This is a genomic window from Streptomyces sp. NPDC012888 (assembly GCF_042900645.1).
Lineage (GTDB): Bacteria > Actinomycetota > Actinomycetes > Streptomycetales > Streptomycetaceae > Streptomyces.
Genome location: NZ_JBIBBM010000002.1, coordinates 133,143 through 154,370, shown reverse-complemented (window position 1 = coordinate 154,370; position 21,228 = coordinate 133,143). Strand labels below are relative to the sequence as shown.

Annotated in this window: 12 protein-coding genes and 1 pseudogene; 4 read left to right on the top strand and 9 right to left on the bottom strand. The window is 69.5% G+C overall.

Annotation, left to right across the window (positions count from 1 at the left end; all coding sequences use genetic code 11):
* Positions 1-120 precede the first annotated feature (120 nt).
* A complete protein-coding gene (locus ACFY61_RS03185) occupies positions 121-579 on the bottom strand; it encodes a hypothetical protein (protein WP_389466271.1) in 459 nt (152 codons plus the stop codon).
* 59 nt (positions 580-638) lie between these two features.
* Entirely contained in the window at positions 639-3,893 is a 3,255-nt protein-coding gene (locus tag ACFY61_RS03180; protein ID WP_389466269.1) for a tetratricopeptide repeat protein, read from the bottom strand.
* Positions 3,894-4,027: 134 nt separating this feature from the next.
* Here ACFY61_RS03180 and ACFY61_RS03175 point away from each other — a divergent pair, with 134 nt between their 5' ends.
* The gene (locus tag ACFY61_RS03175; RefSeq protein WP_389466267.1) at positions 4,028-4,933 is read left to right on the top strand and encodes a hypothetical protein; all 906 of its coding nucleotides are present in this window, start codon (positions 4,028-4,030) and stop codon (positions 4,931-4,933) included.
* Between the two features lie 129 nt (positions 4,934-5,062).
* Here ACFY61_RS03175 and ACFY61_RS03170 read toward each other — a convergent pair whose 3' ends face one another.
* The 4 genes and pseudogenes from ACFY61_RS03170 to ACFY61_RS03155 all read right to left on the bottom strand — a co-directional run bounded on the left by ACFY61_RS03170 (position 5,063) and on the right by ACFY61_RS03155 (position 10,503).
* Complete coding sequence (locus ACFY61_RS03170; RefSeq protein WP_389466264.1) at positions 5,063-8,425, bottom strand: S8 family serine peptidase; 3,363 nt, start codon at positions 8,423-8,425, stop codon at positions 5,063-5,065.
* 522 nt (positions 8,426-8,947) lie between these two features.
* Positions 8,948-9,133 (bottom strand): annotated as a pseudogene (locus ACFY61_RS03165) (CorA family divalent cation transporter); the annotation flags it as partial.
* Positions 9,134-9,449: 316 nt separating this feature from the next.
* Positions 9,450-9,821: a hypothetical protein gene (locus tag ACFY61_RS03160; RefSeq protein ID WP_389466261.1), complete on the bottom strand. Its 372-nt coding sequence runs from the start codon at positions 9,819-9,821 to the stop codon at positions 9,450-9,452.
* A 70-nt stretch (positions 9,822-9,891) separates the two neighbouring features.
* Positions 9,892-10,503 (bottom strand): hypothetical protein, encoded by a 612-nt coding sequence (locus ACFY61_RS03155; protein ID WP_389466258.1) that lies wholly within the window; start codon positions 10,501-10,503, stop codon positions 9,892-9,894.
* A 582-nt stretch (positions 10,504-11,085) separates the two neighbouring features.
* Here ACFY61_RS03155 and ACFY61_RS03150 point away from each other — a divergent pair.
* Positions 11,086-12,075 carry a hypothetical protein gene (locus ACFY61_RS03150; RefSeq protein ID WP_389466256.1) on the top strand — a complete coding sequence of 330 codons (990 nt, stop codon included), beginning with the start codon at positions 11,086-11,088 and terminating at the stop codon, positions 12,073-12,075.
* A 234-nt stretch (positions 12,076-12,309) separates the two neighbouring features.
* Positions 12,310-12,513, top strand: coding sequence for an SAVED domain-containing protein (locus ACFY61_RS03145; protein ID WP_389466995.1), 204 nt, complete (start codon positions 12,310-12,312; stop codon positions 12,511-12,513).
* A 349-nt stretch (positions 12,514-12,862) separates the two neighbouring features.
* Here ACFY61_RS03145 and ACFY61_RS03140 read toward each other — a convergent pair whose 3' ends face one another.
* The 3 genes from ACFY61_RS03140 to ACFY61_RS03130 form a co-directional block, all read right to left on the bottom strand.
* Complete coding sequence (locus ACFY61_RS03140) at positions 12,863-13,777, bottom strand: hypothetical protein (RefSeq protein ID WP_389466253.1); 915 nt, start codon at positions 13,775-13,777, stop codon at positions 12,863-12,865.
* The gene (locus ACFY61_RS03135) at positions 13,774-18,432 is read right to left on the bottom strand and encodes an AAA domain-containing protein (RefSeq protein WP_389466251.1); all 4,659 of its coding nucleotides are present in this window, start codon (positions 18,430-18,432) and stop codon (positions 13,774-13,776) included. The genes ACFY61_RS03140 and ACFY61_RS03135 overlap by 4 nt, the downstream gene beginning before the upstream one ends.
* 398 nt (positions 18,433-18,830) lie before the next feature.
* The gene (locus ACFY61_RS03130) at positions 18,831-20,246 is read right to left on the bottom strand and encodes a hypothetical protein (protein ID WP_389466248.1); all 1,416 of its coding nucleotides are present in this window, start codon (positions 20,244-20,246) and stop codon (positions 18,831-18,833) included.
* Between the two features lie 264 nt (positions 20,247-20,510).
* Here ACFY61_RS03130 and ACFY61_RS03125 point away from each other — a divergent pair, with 264 nt between their 5' ends.
* Positions 20,511-21,212 (top strand): restriction endonuclease, encoded by a 702-nt coding sequence (locus tag ACFY61_RS03125; RefSeq protein WP_389466245.1) that lies wholly within the window; start codon positions 20,511-20,513, stop codon positions 21,210-21,212.
* The last annotated feature ends 16 nt before the right edge of the window (positions 21,213-21,228 follow it).

The window sequence follows — 21,228 nt, the reverse complement described above, 5'->3', positions numbered from 1 at the left end:
CGAGGGAGCGGACGACGGATTCCCGGAAGCCGCGACCAGGGACACCTACCTGGCGGTCGGACAGGACGCTCTGGAGGACCCGGACGGATGACGGTGCGGCTGGTGCGGACCGGGTGAGGGCTACGCGTCACGGGAGGCGCGCAGCAGCCACGGGCTGGGGTTCAGCCCGGTGACCGGTTCCCGGTACGTCGTGCCGCCGGGCAGCGGCACGACCAGCCACACGCCCGGCGGGAAGAACCTGCTCTTGGTGTGGGCCCGTCCGCCGTACACGGAGCGCAGGAACGCGGGGACCTCGTCGCGCGGCACGTCGTGGAACTCGACGTGGTCCACCGTGATCAGCGCGTCGTCCCCCGGGTAGAGCCGGACCTCGACCGCCGGAGCGCCGGTGAGCTCGACGAACGCCTCGTGCGGGAGCGAGCCGTCGGGGTCGAGGACCTCGAAGGGCGCGGCGGAGGTGCGGCGAGAGGTGCGGTCCGCGCCGATGTCGTCGGTGACGGTCATCGTCAGCCGGTGCTCGTCCGCGACCTCGCGAATCGCGACGACGGCCGACTCGGTGGTCTGGAGGCGGGGGCGCGTCATGCCGACGATCATTTCCCATCGGCGAGCCGTCGCACCACCGCCCCGGCCCCCACACACCGTCAGAAGCCCTGCAGCGGCCCACCGTCCAGCAGCCGGTCCAGTTCCGACTGGGCGGTCAGGGTGTCCGGGTGGTCCGCGCCCAGCACCCGGGCCCGGTCGTCCCTCACCTCCCGCACCTGCGCCACGGCCGCCGCCGTGTCGCCCAGCTGTGCCAGGATCCGGGCCCGCCCGAACCTCGTCGTGATCACCTCCGGGTGCAGCGGGTTCCGGTACCGCTCCAGCCGCTCCTCCAGCAGCGTGTCGATCTTCGCGAGGGACGCCCCGGCCGCGCCGAGCTCCGCCTCCAGCATGATGATGTTGTACCGGGTGATCATCACGGCCGGGTGGGTGTCGCCGAGCGTCTCCCGCTGGTCCCGCAGCAGCGCCTCGTGCAGCGCCAGCGAGCCGACGGCGTCCCCCGACTCCCACGTGAAACGGGCGATGTTCAGCCGCACCAGGAACGTGTTCGGGTGGTACGCCCCGCGGACCCGCGTGGCCAGCGGCAGCAGCTCCCGGAACCCGTCCAGGGCCTCACGCAGGCGCCCCGACTCGCCCAGGAACTTGCAGATGTTCATCCGGCTGAAATAGATCTGCTCGTGTTCCTCGCCGTACACCGCGATCCGGTCCCGGAGCAGCACGGCGTGCAGCTCGAGGGCCCGGTCGTAGCGGCCCAGCATGCCCTGCCAGTAGGCGATGTAGTGGCGCTCCTCGAGCACGGCCCGGTCCGTCGGGCCCAGCACCCGCTCCAGGTCCGGCAGAAGCTCCTCGTGCAGGCGCAGCGCCTCCGCCCGGTCGCCGCCCCGGCCCGTCCAGTACGCGATGTGGTGCCGGGTCTCCAGGGTCCGCGGATCGTCCGGCCCCAGGACGCGCACCTGGTCCGCCAGCACCTCCCGGTGCAGCTCCAGCGCCTCGGCGAAGTCGCCCACCTCCCCGGTCGCGTACGCGATCCGGGCCCGGGTCTCCAAGGGCTCCGGGTCGTCCGCGGCGAGCACCCGGCGCTGGTCGGGCAGCAGCTCCCGGTAAAGCTCCCGGGACCGCCGGTACGCCCCGGCCTTGCCCGTCCAGTAGGCCGTCCTGGCCCGTGCGTGCAGGGTCACCCTGGACTCGGGCCCGAGGCGGCCCGCGAGCCGCTCCGCCCAGGTCTCCCAGCGGGCGCGGTTCACGGTCGCCTCCGGGGCCGCGCGCAGCTCCAGGCTCCTGAGCAGCCGGTCGTGCAGAGCCTCGGCGGAGCTCTCGTCGGGCGCGCCGAGCGCCGCCTGCCACAGGTGCTCCGGTTCGCTCTGCTCGGCGTAGCGGTGCAGGGGCTCGTCGGGGGTGTGCTGTTCCATGGGGGCCATGATCTCCAGCGCCCGGTACAGGGCGCGATGACCCTCCACCACGTCCCGCTCGTTCGCCACGTGCTCGATCAGCGAGGGGTGGTGGACACCGATGAGCTCGGTCGCGTGGGGGCCGGGCGTCCCGTCCGTCGCGTCGGTGCCGTCCGCGCCGCCGGTGTCGTGCGTGCCGTCGGTGCCGTCCGTGCCGTCCGTACCGCTCGGGCCGTCCGCCCCCGGCGAGCGCACCACCAGCCCCGCCAGCAGGTCCAGTACCCGGCCGACCGCCTCCCCGCCGCCCGGCCCGCCCAGTTCCCCGGCCGCCCGGTCGAGCAGCGGCCGCGGCAGCGCCACGTTCACCCCCGACGCCGCCACGACGACCAGGACCGCGTCGAGCCAGGCGCCGTTCCCGCCCGGCGCCTTGTCCCGCAGCGGGTCCAGCACCGCCCGGTACACCACCGCGAACCCGGTGCCGATCATGCGCGCCGCCGTACCCCGGTAGAGGGCCAGCACGCGGGTGAGCTGCCAGTTCCCCTCCGTCTTGGTGAGGATCGCCTCCCGGGCCGCGGCCGGCACGCGCTGGGAGCGCAGGTAGGCGCCCAGCTGGTCCCGGTCGGGCGCCGCGATCGCCACCCGGTGCCAGTCCTCCGGCAGGCGCACCCCCTCCCGCACGGTGGCCACCAGCCCGAACCAGTCCGGGGCGGCATCGCGCAGGGCCGTGAGCTCCGCGATCATCCTCGCCCGGCTCGCCGGGTCGGTCACCTGGTCGATGCCGTCAAGGACGACCCGTACCGGCCCGCGTGCCTCCATCAGGCCCAGGGGGCCGCCGACTTCGGCGACCGTGCTCGGCAGGAGGGCGCGCTCGGCCGCGGGCACCCGCGTCCGGTAGGTGTTCCGCGCGTCCTCGAAGCCCGGCAGGTGGATGCCGAGCTGTTCGGCCATGTCCCGCACGGGGTTCCCGGACGTCCACCGCTCGTCGAGCCGTACGACCGCGCACACCGCCGGCGCGGCGTCGGCCTCGTCCTGCGGCAGCAGCTCGGCCCGGCACAGGGCGGTCGCCAGCGTCGTCTTGCCCGTGCCCATGCCGCCGACCACCGCCACGAGCCGGTGCCGGCCGACGAGCCGGGCGATCGCCGCCAGCTCCGCGGGCGGCTGGAAGTCGTGGAGCGGCTTCAGCAGGACGTCGTGGTTGGGCCCCCACGCGAGCACGCTGAGCTGCGGGTCGTACGCCACGTTCTGGGCGATCCACGGGTCCTCGCCGGCCTCCGGCCCGCCCGCGCCGCCGTCGTACGAGGCGGCCTGCGGGACCTGGCGCCGCAACTGCCGCTCGACCGCCCCGCGCACGGCCCCCGTCCCGAGGAACACGTCGAGCCGGACGTCCCCGCGCCGGATCAGCCCGGTGAGGACCCGTGAGAACTGGAGGTCGTACGAGACCCGGTCGTCGGAGGACGACAGCAGCTCGATCCTGCGCCCGGCCAGCATCGCCGAGCTGAACCAGCCGCGGGCGGCGCCCAGCAGGGCGTGCCCGGAGAAGCAGCCGTCCACCACGACGGTCAGCTCCCGCACCCCGCCGTACCGCCCGGCCAGCCGGCCCACCTCGCCGGCCAGGTCGAAGGCCGTCTCCGGGCCGGGCACGGCCGGCGTCGAGCGCAGCGGGAACAGGAAACCGCCGCTGCCGGGGTCCTGGTACCCGTGCCCGAGGAAGCCGAGCAGCAAGGAGGCGCCGACCGCCTGGGCCCCTTCGAACGCCTCCTCGACGGCCTCGCTCACCTCGGCCACGGACGCCGGGTTCAGCAGCAGCCCGTCCCCGGAGGCGGGCACGCAGGCGCCCCGCACCGGGTCCAGCAGGAGCTCCCTCAACTCCTCGGCGAACGGCTCCAGCCGGACCAGCCGGTCCTCCTGCTTCGCCTCGCGGACGTCCCAGTGGGACGCGATCACCAGCGTCCTGCGCTCATCTGTCACCCGCGCATTATCGCCGTCGGACGGTCCCTCAACTCCGTTGACGGGCAAGGAACTCGGGGTGGTTAAGTAGTGCACGGCGGTTACCCGCACCGCCGTCGGGGCGGACGGACCACACACGCTGAACGGGGAGACACATGGCAGAGCTGGTCATGGTGCACGGCATCGGACCCGGGGACGAGACCGAACAGCGGCTCCGCGAGAACTGGACCCGCGCCCTCGCGCGCACCCTGCGCGGCAACGACCGAGCCGGGGCCGCCGACCGCCTGGAGGGCGGGGCCGTGACCGTCTCCATGGCCTACTACCGCGACCTCTACCGGCCCTACGCACCACGGGACGACTTCGACGTACCGCTGCCCGCGCCGATGGCGGTCACAGGGGAGCAGGTCGCCCGCGACATCATCGACAACATCAGCCGGCACGCCTCCGACCCGCGCGACAGCGAACGGGCCGCCCACGCCCTGGAGGAACTCACCGTCGACGTGGGCCCCGAGCAGGGCCCGTACGCGCCGCTGCGCATGCTGATCTCGGTGATGGGGCGCCTCGGCCCCGTCGCCCGCTCGGGCTTCGCGGCGCTGAGCAGCACCGGGGCCTTCCACCTCGGACAGGTCGCGGCGTACCTGGACGACGAGCGGGTGCGGGAGGGCGCCATCGACGCGGTGCTGTCGCAGGTGACGCCTGACACCCGGGTGGTCCTGGCGCACTCGCTCGGCACGGTCGTCGCCTACGAGGCCCTGCACCGGCTCGAACAGCCGCTGCCGCTGCTCGTCACCTTCGGTTCGCCGCTCGGGCTGCGCTCGATCGTCCACCGGCGCCTGCGCCCGCAGCCGCTGCGCTCGCCGGCCCACCTCAAGCGCTGGGTGAACGTCGCCGACCGAGACGACTTCATCGTGGCCACGCTCCGGCTGCGCAGCCTGTTCCCGGACGACGACGCCGTTCTGGAACGAACCCGCCACGTCCGTAACCGCAACTCCGACCCGCACGCGGCGACCGAGTACCTCTCCCGCTGGGAGACGGTCGAGCCCCTCGCCGACCTGCTCTGAGGCTCGTTCCGTCTCCCGTTCCATTCTGTTCTGTTCTTCTGTTCCGTTCCGCTCCGTTCCCGAACGGCGCGCGGCCCCGGAGGTGATCGCCTCCGGGGCCGCGCAACGAGTGGAGTGGACCGGGGCCGGTCAGTCGGTGAGGTACGCGCGGATGACGGTGACCTCGGACTTGTTGCCGGCCGTGTCGACCACCGTGCCGCGCAGCGAGACGTGGCCGCCCGCCGGAGGGGTCTGCACGGTGACCGCGCCGTCCTGCACCGGCAGGGACTTCCACGTGTACCCGTCGTCGTAGGAGACGGACACCGTCAGGGACTTGAGGCCGGCACCGGCCGCCGGGCCCTGGACGGTGACGGGTACGCGGTGCGGGTGGCCGCCGTTGACGGTGCCGTCCAGCCGCACCTGGGGCGTGAACCGGACGACCGAGGCGGGCAGCCGCGCCGGGGTGCCGGCCGCGGTGGTGCCGGAGCGGAACCACCAGGTCGCCGTCACCTTGGACGAGGTGCGGGTCACCGACTCGGGCTGGGTGGACGTGGCCACCAGCTTGTAGGAGGCCTCGCCCGACGGCACGGCGAACGGCTCGGCGTCGCGGAGTTCGAGGGCCTGGTCGCCCGCGACGACCCCGTTGCGGTAGAGCACCGTCCTGCCCTTGGCGAGGAAGTCGGCGCCGTCGTGGCCCGCGCCGTCCGCGAGCATCGGCAGCGTGCCCCAGATCCGGTCGCCCTCGCGGTAGAGGCCGAGACCGGCCGCCGCGTGCACCCGCGGGCCGACGACGGTGCCGCCGAACCGCTCCTGGTGGGTGCGGCCGCCCGCGTAGGCGCGCTCCACGCCGTACTCGGCCTCCTCGCGGCCGTCACCGTTGCCGTCCACGCCCAACTGGGTCGCGGTCAGCTGCCACGTGGCGCCGTCGACCGCGGACAGGTACATCTTCACCGTGGTCGGCAGGGGCCGCACGGCGGGCGACGCGCTGCCGCCCGCCGTCCCCGGAACCCTGCCGACGGCCCGTACGACGCCCTGCTTGTCGGGGGCGGACGCCGCCTGGTCGATGACGACGGTGGCCAGGTCGGCGGCGGTCAGGTGCCGTACGTAGCCGGTGGCGGGCCTGGTGACCCGGCCGCCGAGCGCGGCGTGGTACTCGTCGTCGCCGTCCCGCCAGTGGGTGTCCCACAGCTGGACCAGGGTGCTGCCGGCGGCCGGCTCGGGGCCCTGGCCGCGGGTCCGCAGACGGTCGTACGAGTTCAGCCACCAGCCGAAGGCGTAGCTGTCGCCGCCGGTCCGCAGCTCGTAGTTGGGGGTGACGAACTCCTGGGCGGCGGACGCCGAGGGCACCGTGACGTCCACCGGCTTGGTGGTGCGGGCGTCCAGGGTGACCGTGGTGTTCCGGGTGACGTCCAGGCGGGGCTGGGAGATCCAGTCGAGGCCCGTGCCGAACTCGTCAGGGTTCACCACGAGGCGCGAGTCGAGCAGGTAACCGCCCCGGGGGACGCGCAGGGTCTCGGTGCCGGAGTTCTCGGTGAGTTCGAAACGCCTGGTGGCGGCGAGCCCGCTGACGCCCCAGACGGCGGTGGTGTAGCTGGTGGCGTGCTTGCCGTCCCGGCCGGTGTGCCGGACGGTCAGGTCGTACGACTCGACCTCCCGCTCGGCGACGACCGGCGTACGGACGGTCTGCCCGCCCGCGGTCGCCACCGCGTGCCCGCTGTACCGGCCGTTGACGGAACCGCCGAGCCGGGTGTTCAGGGTGAGGTTCACCGAGGCGGTGCCCCCGGCGGGCACGGTGAGGGTGGGCTTGGCGAAGGCGAGGAAACCGGCCGGGGCGGGCTTGCCGTCGGGGCCCTTGACGGTGGCGGACAGGTTCAGGGTGACGGGGGCGGTGCCCAGGTTGCGGTAGGTGACCTTGCGGCTTTCGGGGGCGTCGTCCTCGTGCGGCCACTGCCCGCCGGCGAAGACCAGCGAGAGCGGCTCCGCGACCACGCTCTGACCCATGGCCCGGTCCACCGCGATCCGGCCGCTGCCCTGCTGGAAGGCGTGGTACGGGCCGGGCTTGGCAGAGCCGGCGAGGACCCCCTTGAGCTGGGCGCCGGTCCACTTCGGGTGCTTCTGCTTCAGGAGCGCGGCGGCGCCGGCGGCGTGCGGGGTGGCCATGGAGGTGCCGGAGATCGTGAGGTAGCCGGCCGGGTTCTCGCCGTACCGGCCCACCAGCAGGCTGCCCGGGGCGGCGGCCGCGGTGGTGTCCACGCCCGGGGCGGTGACGTCCGGCTTGACGGCGCCGTCGCCCACGCGGGGGCCCGTGCCGGAGAAGTCGGCGAGGACGTCGGCACCGTCCACGGCGCCCACGGTGAGGGCCGCGTCGGCGCTGCCCGGCGAGTCCACCGAACCGGGACCGGACTGCCCCTGGTTGCCGGCGGCGATGGCGAAGAGCACGCCCTTCTCGGCGGACAGCTGGTTCACGGCGGCTTCGAGCGGGTCGACCCCCGGGTAGTCGGCGCCTCCGAGGCTGAGGTTGACGACCTGCGCGCCCTGGGCGACGGCCCACTCGATGCCGGCCAGGATGCCGGAGTCGTCGCCGAAGCCGTGGTCGCCCAGGACCTTGCCGTTGAGCAGCTCGGCGCCCGGGGCGACGCCCTTGAACCGGCCCCCGGACTTGGCGCCCGTACCGGCGGCGATGGACGCGACGTGGGTGCCGTGGCCGTGGCGGTCCGCGGCGCTGCCCGAACCGGAGAAGTCCCGCGCGGCGAGCACCTTCCCGGCGAGGTCGGGGTGGGTGGCGTCGATGCCGGTGTCGAGGACGGCGATCTTCACGCCCTTGCCGTCGTAGCCGGCCGCCCATGCCTTGTCGGCGCCGATCTGCCGGGTGCTCTTGTCGAGGCGGGCGGTGCGTACGCCGTCGAGCCAGACGGAGCCGATGCCGGCGGCGGTGGCGCGCCGGGCGGTGCCGGCCACCCGGTCGGTGAGGGCCTCCCACAGCGCGGCGGCCTTCGCGGGACCCGCACTGACCGCCTCCGCGTTCAGTAGCCCGTACGTACGGCCGTCGCCGACGGCGCCGGCGGAACGCAGGGCGGACCTGGCAGCCGGGGCGCCCGTCCCCTCGTAGCGGACGATCAGCCGCAACCGGTCGCCCCGGGCCTCGCGGTACTCGGGCCGGGTCAGCTCGGTGAGGTCGAACAGTCGGGCGTCGAGCCGCCCGGAGTCGATCAGCCGCTTGGCGTCGAGCGGCACGAACCCGGTCCGCCCCCGGTCGGTCCGCACCGACACGGGTATCCTCTCGCGCCCCTTGGCCGGCTGGAACCCGACCGGACGCCCGGCCCCGTCCACGGTGACCCGGTCCCCGGTGATCAGCGTCACCTGGCTGAACCCCTGCCGCCCCGCCCGGGCGTCGGACGTCCCGGCCCCGGCCGGCGCGGCCACGACGGGCGCCGTCACCCCCGTCACGAGCGCGGCGGCGACGACAGCGGCCGCTGCGGCCACCCCCGCCGACCGATAGCGAAATGTGCGCACGTCATTTCCCCCTGAAAGACAAGCGATCCCCACGACACACACGCCGCCGGGGTCCGAAGTATCACCTCTGATCTGACGCCCACTCAATGACCGTTCTGCAACAGCAATCCGTCATCGTGTCATCACAATCGGAAGTCATCTCCTGCCGTGAGGGGCCCGCTCGCGCCGCCGTGTGGCGAGCCCGTGAAGCCCTCGCTGTGCTGACGTGGATCGCCGGTGGCGCGATGGTGCGGGCGCCGGGTTCAGCGGCAGATCTCCATGGTCACGTCGTCGAAGTCGGGGAACTCCTGGGCGGCCAGTTCGATCACGGCAGTCGCTGACCGGCGCTGGTGCGGTGCGAAGCAGTGGCCGGCACGGTGGGGAGCTGTCGGGCATCGGTGGGCGTCACCGGGACAGGCTAGCCACGGGGTCCGACAGCGGTGGTCTACGGACATCGGGGACGGGTGGTACAGCAGACGCTGTGCCGCCCGTTCAGCCCGGCGGATGGTCTCCACGGGGCCACTGGCGGGTCGTGCGCGGCTGTTACAGCCAGTCGCGCTTCTTGAAGATGACGTAGAGGCTGACGCAGACCACGGCCATCAGGAGGATCGCGAAGGGGTAGCCGCCGGCCCAGTGCAGTTCGGGCATGTTCTCGAAGTTCATGCCGTAGATCGTGCCGACCAGGGTGGGGGCGAAGAGGATGGCGGCCCAGGAGGAGATCTTCTTGAAGTCATCGCCCTCAGCGAACTGACCTGCGCGGATCGCTGTAGGAGGCGGACTGACCTGCGGCTTCGCTCGTTTCTGGAGCTTTCACGGTGATGCCGTTTTGGGCGGTCGACTCTCCCCATGCGCTCCCCAGGGCGGCTTCATTCCCCCCAGATTCTCCCCAGCGACAATTGCTCCCACAGCGTGCACCCGCTCGCCGAGCGTTGCCCTGCTGCGCCTGCGCATGCTGCGCAGCGTGACTCTTGATGTGGCAAGGCTCCTCGAACTCGCCCGGGTGTGTACCCTTCGTCTCCTGTCTGCAGGGCATGCGTAGCGCTGTCTACCTCAGCGGCAGTTCGAATGCCGAGTGATGAACTATGTCGATCGGCTCTCTACTCCATACCCAACCCAGAGCCATAGCGATGGGAAGGGGGCCGTGGAAGAACAGCCGTCCTTCGACGGGTGCGGCTGTTCCGGTGCGGGTCGCCCACTCCTGGCGTGCTGCGCGCCAAGCACGGTTGATATGCATCGTTACCGCCACGAAGACTTTCGGGTCGTCCGGTAGACCCAAGGCGCCGATCTCAATGACAAGGTATGCGCCGAAGCCGTCGACATCCGGCTCCCCGCCGCTTCCCATGAGCTGGTATCCGACACGTGGTGAATCCGGGGCGTGGCGGCCGGTGGTGACAACCTGAAGCGCCTCGGTGACCATCGAGTCCAGCGGAGTCAGACGTACGATGAGTGCAATGCGATGGGGTGCCTGACCTGGGGTGGCGGCTACCTCAACGAGGTGCGGCACTGGATTGGCGGCGTCGGCCAGATGCGCGGAGATCAGGCTGCTGACGTGGAGAGACAGGGCCCCGCAGTTCGGAGTCCAGCTGGATACCCAGAACCACCGAACGCCCCCTTCGGCGTGAGAGGTGCATCAGACTCAGGGACAGCTGGGGATCGTCGGAGAGGCGCCGACCGAGAAGGAACCCGTCACTCAGGTGCGCAAGCGGATACAGCACGACGTCAGACTCGTCACGATTGGTCTCCCTGAGCTCTTCGACCTGTGCATCGATCAGGCGGGCAGCGACGTCGACGACGGAGGCTGGAACACGTTCACCCTGTCCGGCGGGCCAGAGTATGGATCGGTCGATCACGAGAGTGTTGGTGTGGGCGCTTCGGGACGCGGCCTTGAACACGCCGACCCGTGAGCGCTGTGTCCGCTCCGGAGAGTAGAGCGAGAGAACAACTCCCAGCCCTTTCGGCCGACGCATCAGCCAGCCCATCAGCACTGTGGCCAGACCGGCAAGGAACACCAGCCCGAAGATCCAGACTTGGCTTGTCCACTGCTCGAGGATGGTTGGCACGACGCCCAGGGCGACCGCCGTAGCGCCCGCCATCAGCACTGTTCCCCCGCCTTCTCGTGACAACAGTAGACGTCTCAGCTGCCGCAGACCGCTATCCCGCATCCCCGCTCCCATCGAACCTGCCGTCAGTCGATCGAAGTGTCCCTGAAGTGCCCCCAAGAACGGGCAACCTTCCTGCTGTATCAGGGCGTGGAGAAGAAGGCAGTGACTCTTTGGTCTGCGACAGTCCACCGCCACGCCCGGATTGGTCGGACACCTGATCCGGTCTGCACAGCATCTCGGTTCCGCCGATAAGGGAGTCCCCACCCTCAACCAGTCCCTACCGCGAGGTCACGAGCCCATCCGGCACCAGGCGAGCGTCTCCGGCGCCGCCCTGGGTGCTCACAAGCTTTCCCGACCCTGTCGCCATTCCACCCGCCGGCCGCCCAACGAGAACGGGCCCCGTCTACTCGGCCACGGACGCCCGATTGCGCATCGTCCACTTGGGTGCGTTGTCAGTGGCGACGCCTACGCTGGATGAGAGCGGCCCGATGCCTCCCGAACACGGACGAAGCCTGCCCCACCAGGCGGCCGAACTCGGTGTGGAACACGGGCTGGACCCGCAAGGCCGAGGAGGCAGGTATGGGGATCGACGAATCGTTCGACGAGTTCCAGAAGAGCGTCAACGAGGACGTGGGCCAGACCAGGCTCGCCCGAGACCGGCGTGACCTGTTCAAGGCGGCGCTGAAGGGCGAGCCCGATGTCGCCGAGGCGTTCGGTTCCGGGTCGCTCAGCCGCAGCACCCAGCTCAGGCCCATCCACGACGTCGACATCATCGTTGTCCACGACGCCTCCCACCACCCCGGTTGGGGCAGCGCTGGCCTGAGCGCCGAACATGCCCTGGACCACACCCGCGGCCAGATCAACCGACTCCTGGGCAAGACCAACGGCACTCACGGCAACGAAGTCAGGCTGGCACTGCCGAGGAACCACGCAGTCAAGTGCTTCCTCGACGACCCCAAGGACGAGTCAGGGTTCACCGTCGACGTGATGCCTGCCCTCCGGCAGACTGACGGCACCCTCCTCATCCCGGAGAAGCTCACCCAGACCTGGGTACCCGCCGATCCCGAGCACCTGATCAACCTCGTGGCCAAACGCCAGCGAGACTGGGAGCACTTCCGCCCGCTCGTCCGCGTCCTCAAGCAGTGGCGCCACGACGTTCCGGTCACCGGCCGCGTCAAGTCGCTCGTCATGGAAGTCCTCGCCCTGAACTGCATGCCCTCGTCCGGTAACCGGTCCAATGGGCTGCGCACCTTTTTCACCGCCGCTGCAGCACGTGTGCACGAGGGTGTGAGCGACCCCGCTGGCCTGTGCGGTGAGATCCAGCCCGACCTCGACTACATCGGCTTGCATACCGCGCTCACCGAAGCCGCCGAGCTCGCCGACCGGGCCTGCGCGGCCGCTGCGGCCGGCAACACCGACGACGCTCTTCGGCTGTGGCAGGAGATCCTGGGCGACTCCTTCCCCGCACCGTCCAAGCCCGCGAGCCCCATCACCGCAGCCCCGGCCTTCATAACCAGCGCACCTGCTCTCATCACCCCCCGGCCGATCAAGGACGCACCCCAGGGATGACGACCACCCCCGGCCCTCAAAGGCCCATACGGCCGGCACCCATCCCGTGGTGGGCCGCCGAGCCACGCCGCTTCGAACGAGACCAGCATGAGATCCCCGCTGCCTTCTCCGACCTCGCCTACGACGCCGAAGGCGGCGGAAGCTGGCAGGGCACACTCCCCCTGTGGCCCTTTGACCGGCCCCAGCCCACGCACCTGACCGACTGGACGGGCGACACAGGGCTCCGTCTTCTCAATCGCCAACGCCCTCGCCGTCGGCATTCGCGACGCCCTTCGTCGTCCCACCCGCACCACCCCTCGAATCCATCTCTTTCTCGCCTGTCCCGTGGGACTCGCCCTCCTTCTCGGCCACCGATGGAACCGGCTGCGCCCCACCGTGGTGTACGAAGATGTCCGAACAGCACAGGGCTACGAGCCAGCCTTTGTCATCCCTGCCTGATTGCAACGCGTCTGGGCACCACCTGCGGAGGTGTGCGTCATGGTTGAGTCCTGTTCCGCCTCCTGCTGCGCCCGCTCGGCCTGCCGACGAGACCGTTCCAGCTGTGCGTCAGAGGAGCGGTTCCCCGCGGAAGCGAGCCGGAGCGTGTCGGGCGACTCGTACTGGTCCGAGTCGCCCGCCGCCCGACGTGGTGGAGGCGTAGAACGATCCCATCCTCGAGGGAAAATCGGTCCGCTCACCGCCCACATTCACCCTGGCCGTCCTTGGCCCCATGAGTCTTCGTACCCCTCGGATCGGCCATTACGACCTGCTGTTGAAGGGCAATGGCCGAACCAACCGCGCCCCGACGTCAGGGTCGGCGTGCTGGCCGCGCTGCTGACGATGGCCGGGGCACGGGTCGGACGAGCGAGGCGGTTGGTTTTGGCGTGGCCGTCTTCGGCTGGGAGGCGGCGAGGTCGTTCAGGACTGCGTTGACCACGGGCCAGCACATGTCCAGCGTGTCGCGATCCGGGGTGTGGGCCTCGCGGATCTCTGCTCGCGGATGGACGAAGTTGCGGTACTTGCGCAGCTCGTGACAGAAGCGCTCTACGTCGGCACCGATCCATCCTGCGTCGTGGCAGGTCTTGATCAAAGCGTCCAGGGTGACCCTATCCGCTGACGTACTGCCGAGTCGTGAGGCGTCGCGTTCGCGCACCACATGGACCATGACGCCTTCCAGCAGGCTGCCGAGCATGATGATGGCGGCAACGTGAGCGCCATTGGCGTAGCAGGTGCGTGCCTCGTCCAAGCGGTGTTGGAGCAGGGCGGCCATCTTCCGGTCACTGATGAGATCGGTCATGGCTGCGCTGAGTTCGGTAGGGCCCTGGCTACCCGGGTGGGCAAGGGAGGGGTCACAGGCGACGAGACGGGGGCGGCCGCCAGGATTCTCCAGGCGTGCTCCCTCGTAGACCAGGAAGGCGTTGACCGCGGAGACAACAGCAGGGAGCTGGTCCGGCTCGTCAAGGTATTCGCGAGGGTCGGCCAGGCGAAGCAGAACCCGTTCCAGCTCGGTGGGCTCTTCTCGGCGTTCGCTGAGCCGGGCGAGCGTCCATTCCATCCTGTACTCGCCGTTGTACTCCGGCACCCGCTGCCAGCCGGCGTGTTCCAGGAAGCGTGCGATCTCGAAACCCTTGCGGTAGTAGAGGTGGTCGTCGCCGCAGATGACGCGCGCGAGCTCCTCCAGGGTGTTGGCGTCGAGGATGCCGAGTGGGGACTGCGCAGTCATGCCGAGCCTTCCGTGCTGTCGTCGATTTCGTTGTCGACTTCGTTGTCTTCTGCCTTGCGGAGCGTGTTGGCCAGATCGTCTGTACCCGGGTCCTCGGGTGCCTCCGCCGTGTCGTCGGCCAGGCCCTCGTCGGAGGAGAGGTCGAAGGGGGTCCACTGCGCGCTGGTAGGTGTGGCGGACGATCGGGTCCGGTCACTGGTCCCCTCGAATGTGGCCGGATGGATGCCAAGTCGTTCGAGCTCATCCCACAGGCCGGACAACGCCTCATCAGGGTCGAATCGGAACTCGCTCTCGCGAATCCGCCAGAACGTCCAGCCGACGCGTTGGAGTTCACGGTCGCGCCGTTGGTCATGCCGGATCTGCTCGGGTGTCGAGTGATACCGGTCGCCGTCGCACTCCACGGCCAGGCGCCCACGTGCCCCTACGACGACGAGGTCGAGGCGCTTGTTCCCTGCCGGATACTGCGGGACGACGTGATATCCGCGGGCCTTCAGGTGCAGGTAGACCTGCTGCTCGAAGAGCGATTCGAAGGGCTTCTGCGGCACATCGCCCGCTACCTCTCCGATGTCTTCGGAGCCGGCAAGTGCGGATGGCGGGTTCTCCATATAGGACAGGAGGTTGAGTCGCATGTCCTCCCTCTTCAATCGGTCCGGCGGTACCGAGTAGAAGAGCCACATCTGGTCCTGTGCCCGGGACGCGGCGACGTTGTATGCCTGTCGTTCGCTGCGGGCACCTCCCGTGATGCGCGGCGGATCGGTGACGACCATCGACAGCAGGATGACGTGCCGTTCGTCTCCCTGGAACGACGCCGGGCTGCCCACACGAATCTGGTGGCGTTCAAGCATCGGCGCCGGGATACGTTCCTGGATGAGCTTTTCCAGGAGCTTGACCTGACCGATCGACCCCTGAAGGGTGATGACGCCCATGGTCCGGTCGCGGTAGTCAGGGTCCGCTACGAGCCTGGCCAGGCAGTCGACGATGGCCTCGGCCTCCTTCGGGTTGCGGATCCTGCTGTCGCGCCCCTGGGTAACGGCCCCTTCGACGAAGTGGGTCACGAGGGGGTCGAGGCGCTCACCGCCGTACTGGCGCAGAGGCTGCAGCTTGTTGTTGTAGAAGGTCTGCGAAGACCAGCCGATGATCTCCGGCATGCAACGGAAGTGCTCCTCCAACCGGATCACCTTCGGGAAGAAGGTGGACAGGAGCTGGTAGAGGTTGGTGGAAGGTCCGTACAGCGTGCGCAGCCTCGGCGGCATGTCCGGCAGGTGCGAGACGAGCCGGTCATGGATCGCCTGGTGCCGGCCCATGCCACTGAGTGGGGGCGCGCACTGTTTGTCGTCCCCCACGACGATGACGCGGGGCGCCAGCCACAGCAGGAACAAGGCGTCCATGCCGGCCTGACTAGCCTCGTCGACGATGACGACGTCGAACGCGTCCCGCCTCGGTTGCACCATCTCGGCGACCTGGGAGATGGGCATGACCCACGCGGGAACCGCTTCCTGCGCCGTCTTCATGGCGTCGTATGCCGCGGCACGGTAGCGGCCCGCACCGCGCCCTTTGCCCTTGCCGTACGAGGACATGTGGTTGCGGTACGCCTGGAGCGCTGACCGCTGCTCTTGCGTCATGCGATGCAGACAGTGCCACCTTCCCCAGGTGGCGGCGAGTTCACCGGTGATGTCCTCCAGGTGACGCTCACACTGCGCCAGTTCGCCTTCGACCTGACGTTCGCGTCCTGGTGTGCGCTGACGGTGGACGAAGGCAGAAGCCACCGCCCAGGCCCACGCCTCCGCCAGCGAGTCCAGGCGAGCTTCCCACGCCCGGTCACCAGGGTCGTGCGTCAGCTGGTCAACGAGCAGCGGGTGGGCCCGGCGGACGCTTTCGAGTAGCATGGCGCATCGACGCCGGCGGTGTTCACGCCGATGAGCCTCCCGCAGCGCCTCAAGTTCCTTGGCGTATCGGTCGATGTCCTGCTCCCGAACGGCTTGGGCGGCGGCCACAGCTTCGGTGGTGGGGTGGGAGCCGTCCACCGGTGTGCGCAGTTGTTCCTCCCAAGCAAGCAACTGGGCCGTAGCCTCGTCTGCCGCTCGTCGGCCGGAGACCGCAGAGAGGGCGCCGGTGAAGTCCTGCCATGCCGACCTGGAGGTGAGGGCGATGTGCATCCCGTGATGTACGAGCAGCTCGTCGATGCGCTCGCGGCCGGCGCCGAACGTGTCGACATGTTCCAGGCGCGCGTACGCCTCCGTCAGCGACGCCAGCCGAACTTCCAGCGGCCCTTCGGATACGGGCACCTGCACTTGGCCCCACCGCTCCGCAAGCGTGGCAACGGCGGAGCGGGCGCGGAGGTGAGCAAGGGCGGCGTCGAGGTCCTCCAGCGTTTCGGGTGAGTGACCGTTCACAGTGCACGTGTCGAGGAGGTCCTGCGCGGCCTTCTGCGCCCGCGAGGCACGGAAGCTGCCGCGGACTCGCAGCTTGCCACCCGAGACGAGGTGCTCGCGCAGCGCAGAACCCGCCGTGAGCATCGCATCCCCTTGTTCCGTGGAGAGCTGTCCGGGCACGGTGACGCGCGTCATCCCCTGTTCGTTCAGCCGCTCGGAGATCGCGACGAGTTGATCGGCAAGTCCGGACACGCGACGCCACAGGGCGAGGTTCTCACGGGAGAGTCGGTCGGTGAGGGCCTTGGTGGCCCACTTGTCCTCATCCCATTGTGTGGCCTGCGGAGACAGACCGAGGTGGTGCAGAGCCGTACGGCAGGAATCCACGAGAGAGGTCAGCTCATCGGTGACAGAGCTGTCGAGCCTGGCAAGATCGCCACGGATGCGGACCGCCCCGGAGGACAGGCCCTCGTCGGTGACGCGGCTGGCTGAGAGTGCCTGGGCCAAGGCTTCGGGGGAGGGGAGGCCGTCGGGATCTGGCAGAGTGCCACCGGCGCGTGGCTCAGCCGCACCGTCGCGCAGCAGGCTCAGCAGTTCCACCGCTTGCGCGGGGGACAGCGGAGGGACAGACGGGGTCGGGCCGTCAGCCGGCACAAGACCGATCCAGGAGTGATGTCCGGCGCTTTCTTGCACACGCTGCACAATTGCGGCGAGAGTGCCGGCGTATCCCGGTGCGATCTCCGGGTGCCGGTAGACCTCGGCCTCCCGCAGTGCGATCACCTGCTCGGTGAGCGTGCTGATCCTTCCCCGCACCTCCTCCCGGCGGGCGGAGAGTCGATGGATCTCGTCCTGCAGTTGCTCAGGGTCACTCGCGGCGACCTGATCGGTGAGAGCGTTGACCGTGCGTTCCAGCTCGTCCGCCCCGTCCTGCCGTGCCGAGCTCAGCAGGAGGACGCACAGGTCCCGTACGGCGGTAGGAAGCTTGTCCCGCAGGACCGTCAGGGCCTGGTCGCGGGCGCTGGTCACCAAGACCCTCTGCCCCTGCGCCAGCAGCGCGGAGACCAGATTGGCGATCGTGTGGGTCTTGCCGGTGCCCGGTGGGCCTTGAACCACCACGCCCGTGTCGTGCTCCAGCCGCCGCAGGACACTGCGTTGACGTTCGTTGGTCTTTCCTGGGAAGAGCGGGTCGTCCCCGAATAGGGGCGGAATCTCGCGGCCGTCCCAGTTCACGCGCTCTTCGGAGTTCAGCGGCAGTACTAGCTGGGCGAGGCCCAGAGGCGCGTGTCCCTCGGAGGACACGCTGTCCGCGATCCGGTCGTAGAAGCCCAGCAGAGCATTGCGGTCCCGTGGACGCAGCACAAGTGCGGGAGCGTACGTGAGACGCGCGCCTGCTTCGGGCTCGCGGGGCGGCTGCCACTCCGCACTGAAGGACACGGGCCGTTGCAGTACCCGCTCCTGCCACTGGGCCAACTGCTCCAAGGCCTCAGATCCAAGCAGGTGCAGTGACTGGGCTGCGATCTCCTCGGTGAGCGCAGCCGAGCGTTCGGGCGCCCAGCCGTCATCGGTGTCGAGGAATGATTGATCCTCTAGCCGCACGGCTCCCTCGGCCATGAGCCGCACTGTGAGCCTGGCGGTCTTCCGGTCCACCAAGGTCTCCACGCGGTGGGTGAGCAGGTGACGGTGAATGGCGTCACCACGTGGATCGCTCCAAGTCAAGAGCCCTGTGGCGAGCACGAGTTCTAGCTGATCATCCTGCTGGGTCAGCTTCTGGTGCCACCCGTAGACCTGGTCGTACAGCTCCCGAAGGGCTCGCTCCGCGCGCTCCCTCTCCGCCCACTTCCGCCAGCGCGTTAGCCAGGGACCGTAGGCTCGGAGTACCTCGTCCGCATCCTCTCGGCGGACGGTCTGCTCCGCCGCCTGTTCCCAGGATTGGCTGCCGTCCGCTGCGGGCACGAGTCCCTGCCCCGGTCCTTCAGCTTCAAGCGGCGGGTCACCGCCGTCCGCGTCCTGGCAGCGTTCCGTGGACACCCATCCATCCAGCAGATCCGGGAGTGGGGGCGGCGATGTCTGCGGAACGTGGTCAAGCGTGAACAGCAGCCCGTCGAGTCGGTCGGACGGGCGTCGTACCGAGGGGGGCATGGCGACCAGCCATAACCGCTCCCTTGAGCGGCGGTCATCACGAAGTCGTTGGTTGCTGCTCTGCACGACCTCCTTGAGGAAGCCGATCAGGCTGGCAGTCTGGCCGATGACGTCGGGGTTCTTCGCGTGACGTCGCGGTACGTTCACTTTTCTCCTCCCGGCTGGTGGCGAACGTTCCAGGATCGGGATGAGCAGTAGCAGGGGCAACCTGTCTCTGGAAAATGGCGAAATATGAGCTTCATCTGGGCTGAATCACCTTGATCCCAGCGAGTTCCTCGTGGAGATCCGCCGACCTTCGGTAGCGGTGCCCCGGCGCTCTACGTATCTGGGGGCAATCAAGCCGGGAGCTCGGGAGAGTCGGTTGCGCGAGCGAGTTCCAGGCAGCCCCGATGGCGTAGTCCATCTAAAGGCGCATGGGTGGGGAGGACAGGGCGTAAGGCGGCTCGGTTGACGGAGTAGGGCCTTCTGGGTGCTTACCAAGGCGGCGGGCGGCACTCTGAACAGTCGAGGGCTGGCTGGTAGCAGGACGCGAAGCGTCGTCGGCGTCATCCCCTTCCTTGGTGTCGACCCCTTGCTTCTAGGGAGCGACACCGGCCATGCGGGCCCTCAGGCCTGTGGCAACACCCGCATGGCGAGCACAGAGCCGTCCTGGTGGACGGATACGGGGCCGTCCCACTCCGAATCCCAGGCCAGGAGGGGCCAGCTCTTCCGCTGGGCGTGGATTTCCGTGCGGTACTGCTCGACGCGGCCTTTCGCGAGGTGGCGGAAGAGGTCGTTCGCGACCCCGGAGAAGGCCTCGACCCGGGTCCTGTTGAGGCGGAACACGTGGTCGGTGCCAAGTCGATGTCGAGGAGTCGTTGGTTCGCGTCCTGGACGCTGTCGGTGGCGGCGTGGGTGGGGTCGGCGAAGTGGCGCTGGCCCTGCCGTTTGGTCAGGTACTGGGCCGTAGCGGCGCCGTCGCCAGCGAAGGCCGTCAGTCCGGCCGCCGCGGTTCGGGCGAGGACCTGCCGGAACCAGGCATAGTGCTCCGGCTGTACGTGGAAGCCGAGCTGCGACTCCGGTTTCCGCTCGCCCTCGGCCGGCGGTTGGATGCCCGGGAAGTTGTTCGCGTCCTCAAGACGGTGGTCAAGACGGGTATCGGGGGCATCCATCGAGTCGGTCAGTCGGCCACCAGTTCCGCGGGCGTGCAAGGCGTGCACCGTGAGCACGCCTTCGGTGGGGAGTTCCGTACTGAACACGAGGGCCGGTGTCTCGTTCCACGGGCCGATGTGCACCGCCTCGACGTGCGCAGAAGCGGACGCGAGCTGGGTGTGAGAGGCGGCGGCGTTGCTGTGGTTGCCCTTGCAGGCGATCGGAAGGACCCTCGGCGCCTCTCCGGGCTTCCATATCTCGGCGAAGAACTGTGGCCGGTAGCGGTAGCCAGATCGATGGCCCGCGTCGCGACTGGTCAAAGCCCAGCCGGCCCGCAGTGCAGTGTCCGCGGGGACGATCGAGACCGAGTGGTCCGGGTAGCGGCGGCTCAGGAGCTGCCGGGCAAGGGTCAGGGCGAAGCCGGTCCCGAGTTCCCCGGACTGGATCGCCTTGTAGTAGTCGGCCGTTTCCCGGCCCTCCGCGGAGAGCGTCATGAACGAGTTGATGCTGCCGGCCAGAGCCTGGCTGTATTTCAGGGAACCCCAGTGCTCAGCGAGTCCACGGCTGGCGCCCCGCCGTGAGAGGGCGATGCCTTGGCCGAGGGTGTGTAGCACGTCCCAGGGCGTCAGCTGGACGGTCCGGTCCAGCTCCTTCGCGGGGATGGGCCGGAGCTCGGGCTTTCGACGGAGCTGGTCGAGTTCTTTCTCCTCGCGTGCCTTGTCATCCTCGGCTGCGGCGGCGTCGACGCTGCCGACCAAGGCCGAACTGGAGTGGATCGAGATGTTCGACGGCTGGACGAGGTCCTTGAGTACGTCAGCGGCTGGCTTCAACCTGTTCCCCCTACGGCTTCCACGGGTCAGACCAACGTCGCAAGCTACGTGCTGCAGGAGGGGCGCACACAGGGCGTATGCAGGCACATGACGATGCAGGTCCCTACCGTCGGGAGTGGCGCGCTGGCAAGTCTCCCTCAGGGTCGCCTCGCTGGCCTCGGCTGCATCGCGGGAGGTCGCAGGGAACGAGCCATGGCCGGCAGGCGCCCTTACTGACACGCGCCGTCTTGCCGAGACTGTTACTCGGAGGCGGGGAGGAATTGGGTGGCAGCACGCAAGAAGCGTCGGTCGGCATCGCGGAAGCGCCGGGAAGCCCGGCTCAAGGCGGGTGCCTGGAGTGGCGTCGTCGCATTGGCGCTGCTCCTGACGTATTGGTCGACGATCTGGCCCTATGCAGTGGGATTGTTGGCCCTCGGCGCGGTCGGCGGTGGAGGCTGGTGGTTGTGGAAGACTGACCGCATGGTCCGGGGCGGCGATCGGCGGTGGCGCCACGAGGAAGCCGTCAGGACGGGCCATCGGACGCTCGCCGAGGTCGACGTGATGGATGGCACGCAGTTCGAGGACTTCGTGGCCGACCTCTGCAGGCGGGACGGCTGTACGGATGTCCGCCGCGTCGGCGGCACAGGGGATAACGGTGCCGACGTGCGCGGACGGCTGCCCGATGGCCGCACGATGGTGATCCAGTGCAAGCGGTACAACCCGAAACGGAAGATCTCCAATGGAGAGGTTCGTAACCTCCTTGGCTCGCAGATGCACTTCAAGGCCGAAGTTGCTGTCTTCGTCACCACCGCGTACTTCAGCGGCCCTGCCGAACGCTGCGCCCTGCAGAACGATGTCGTGGCCGTCCACCGTGATCATCTTGGGCTGTGGAACAACGGTGCGGTGCTCCCGTCTCTTAACGCGGTGAACGGCGCCGGGCAGGGCGACCGGCGGCACCGCGCCCTTCGGAAAGAGACGTACGAGTAGCTCCCCCTGATAGCCG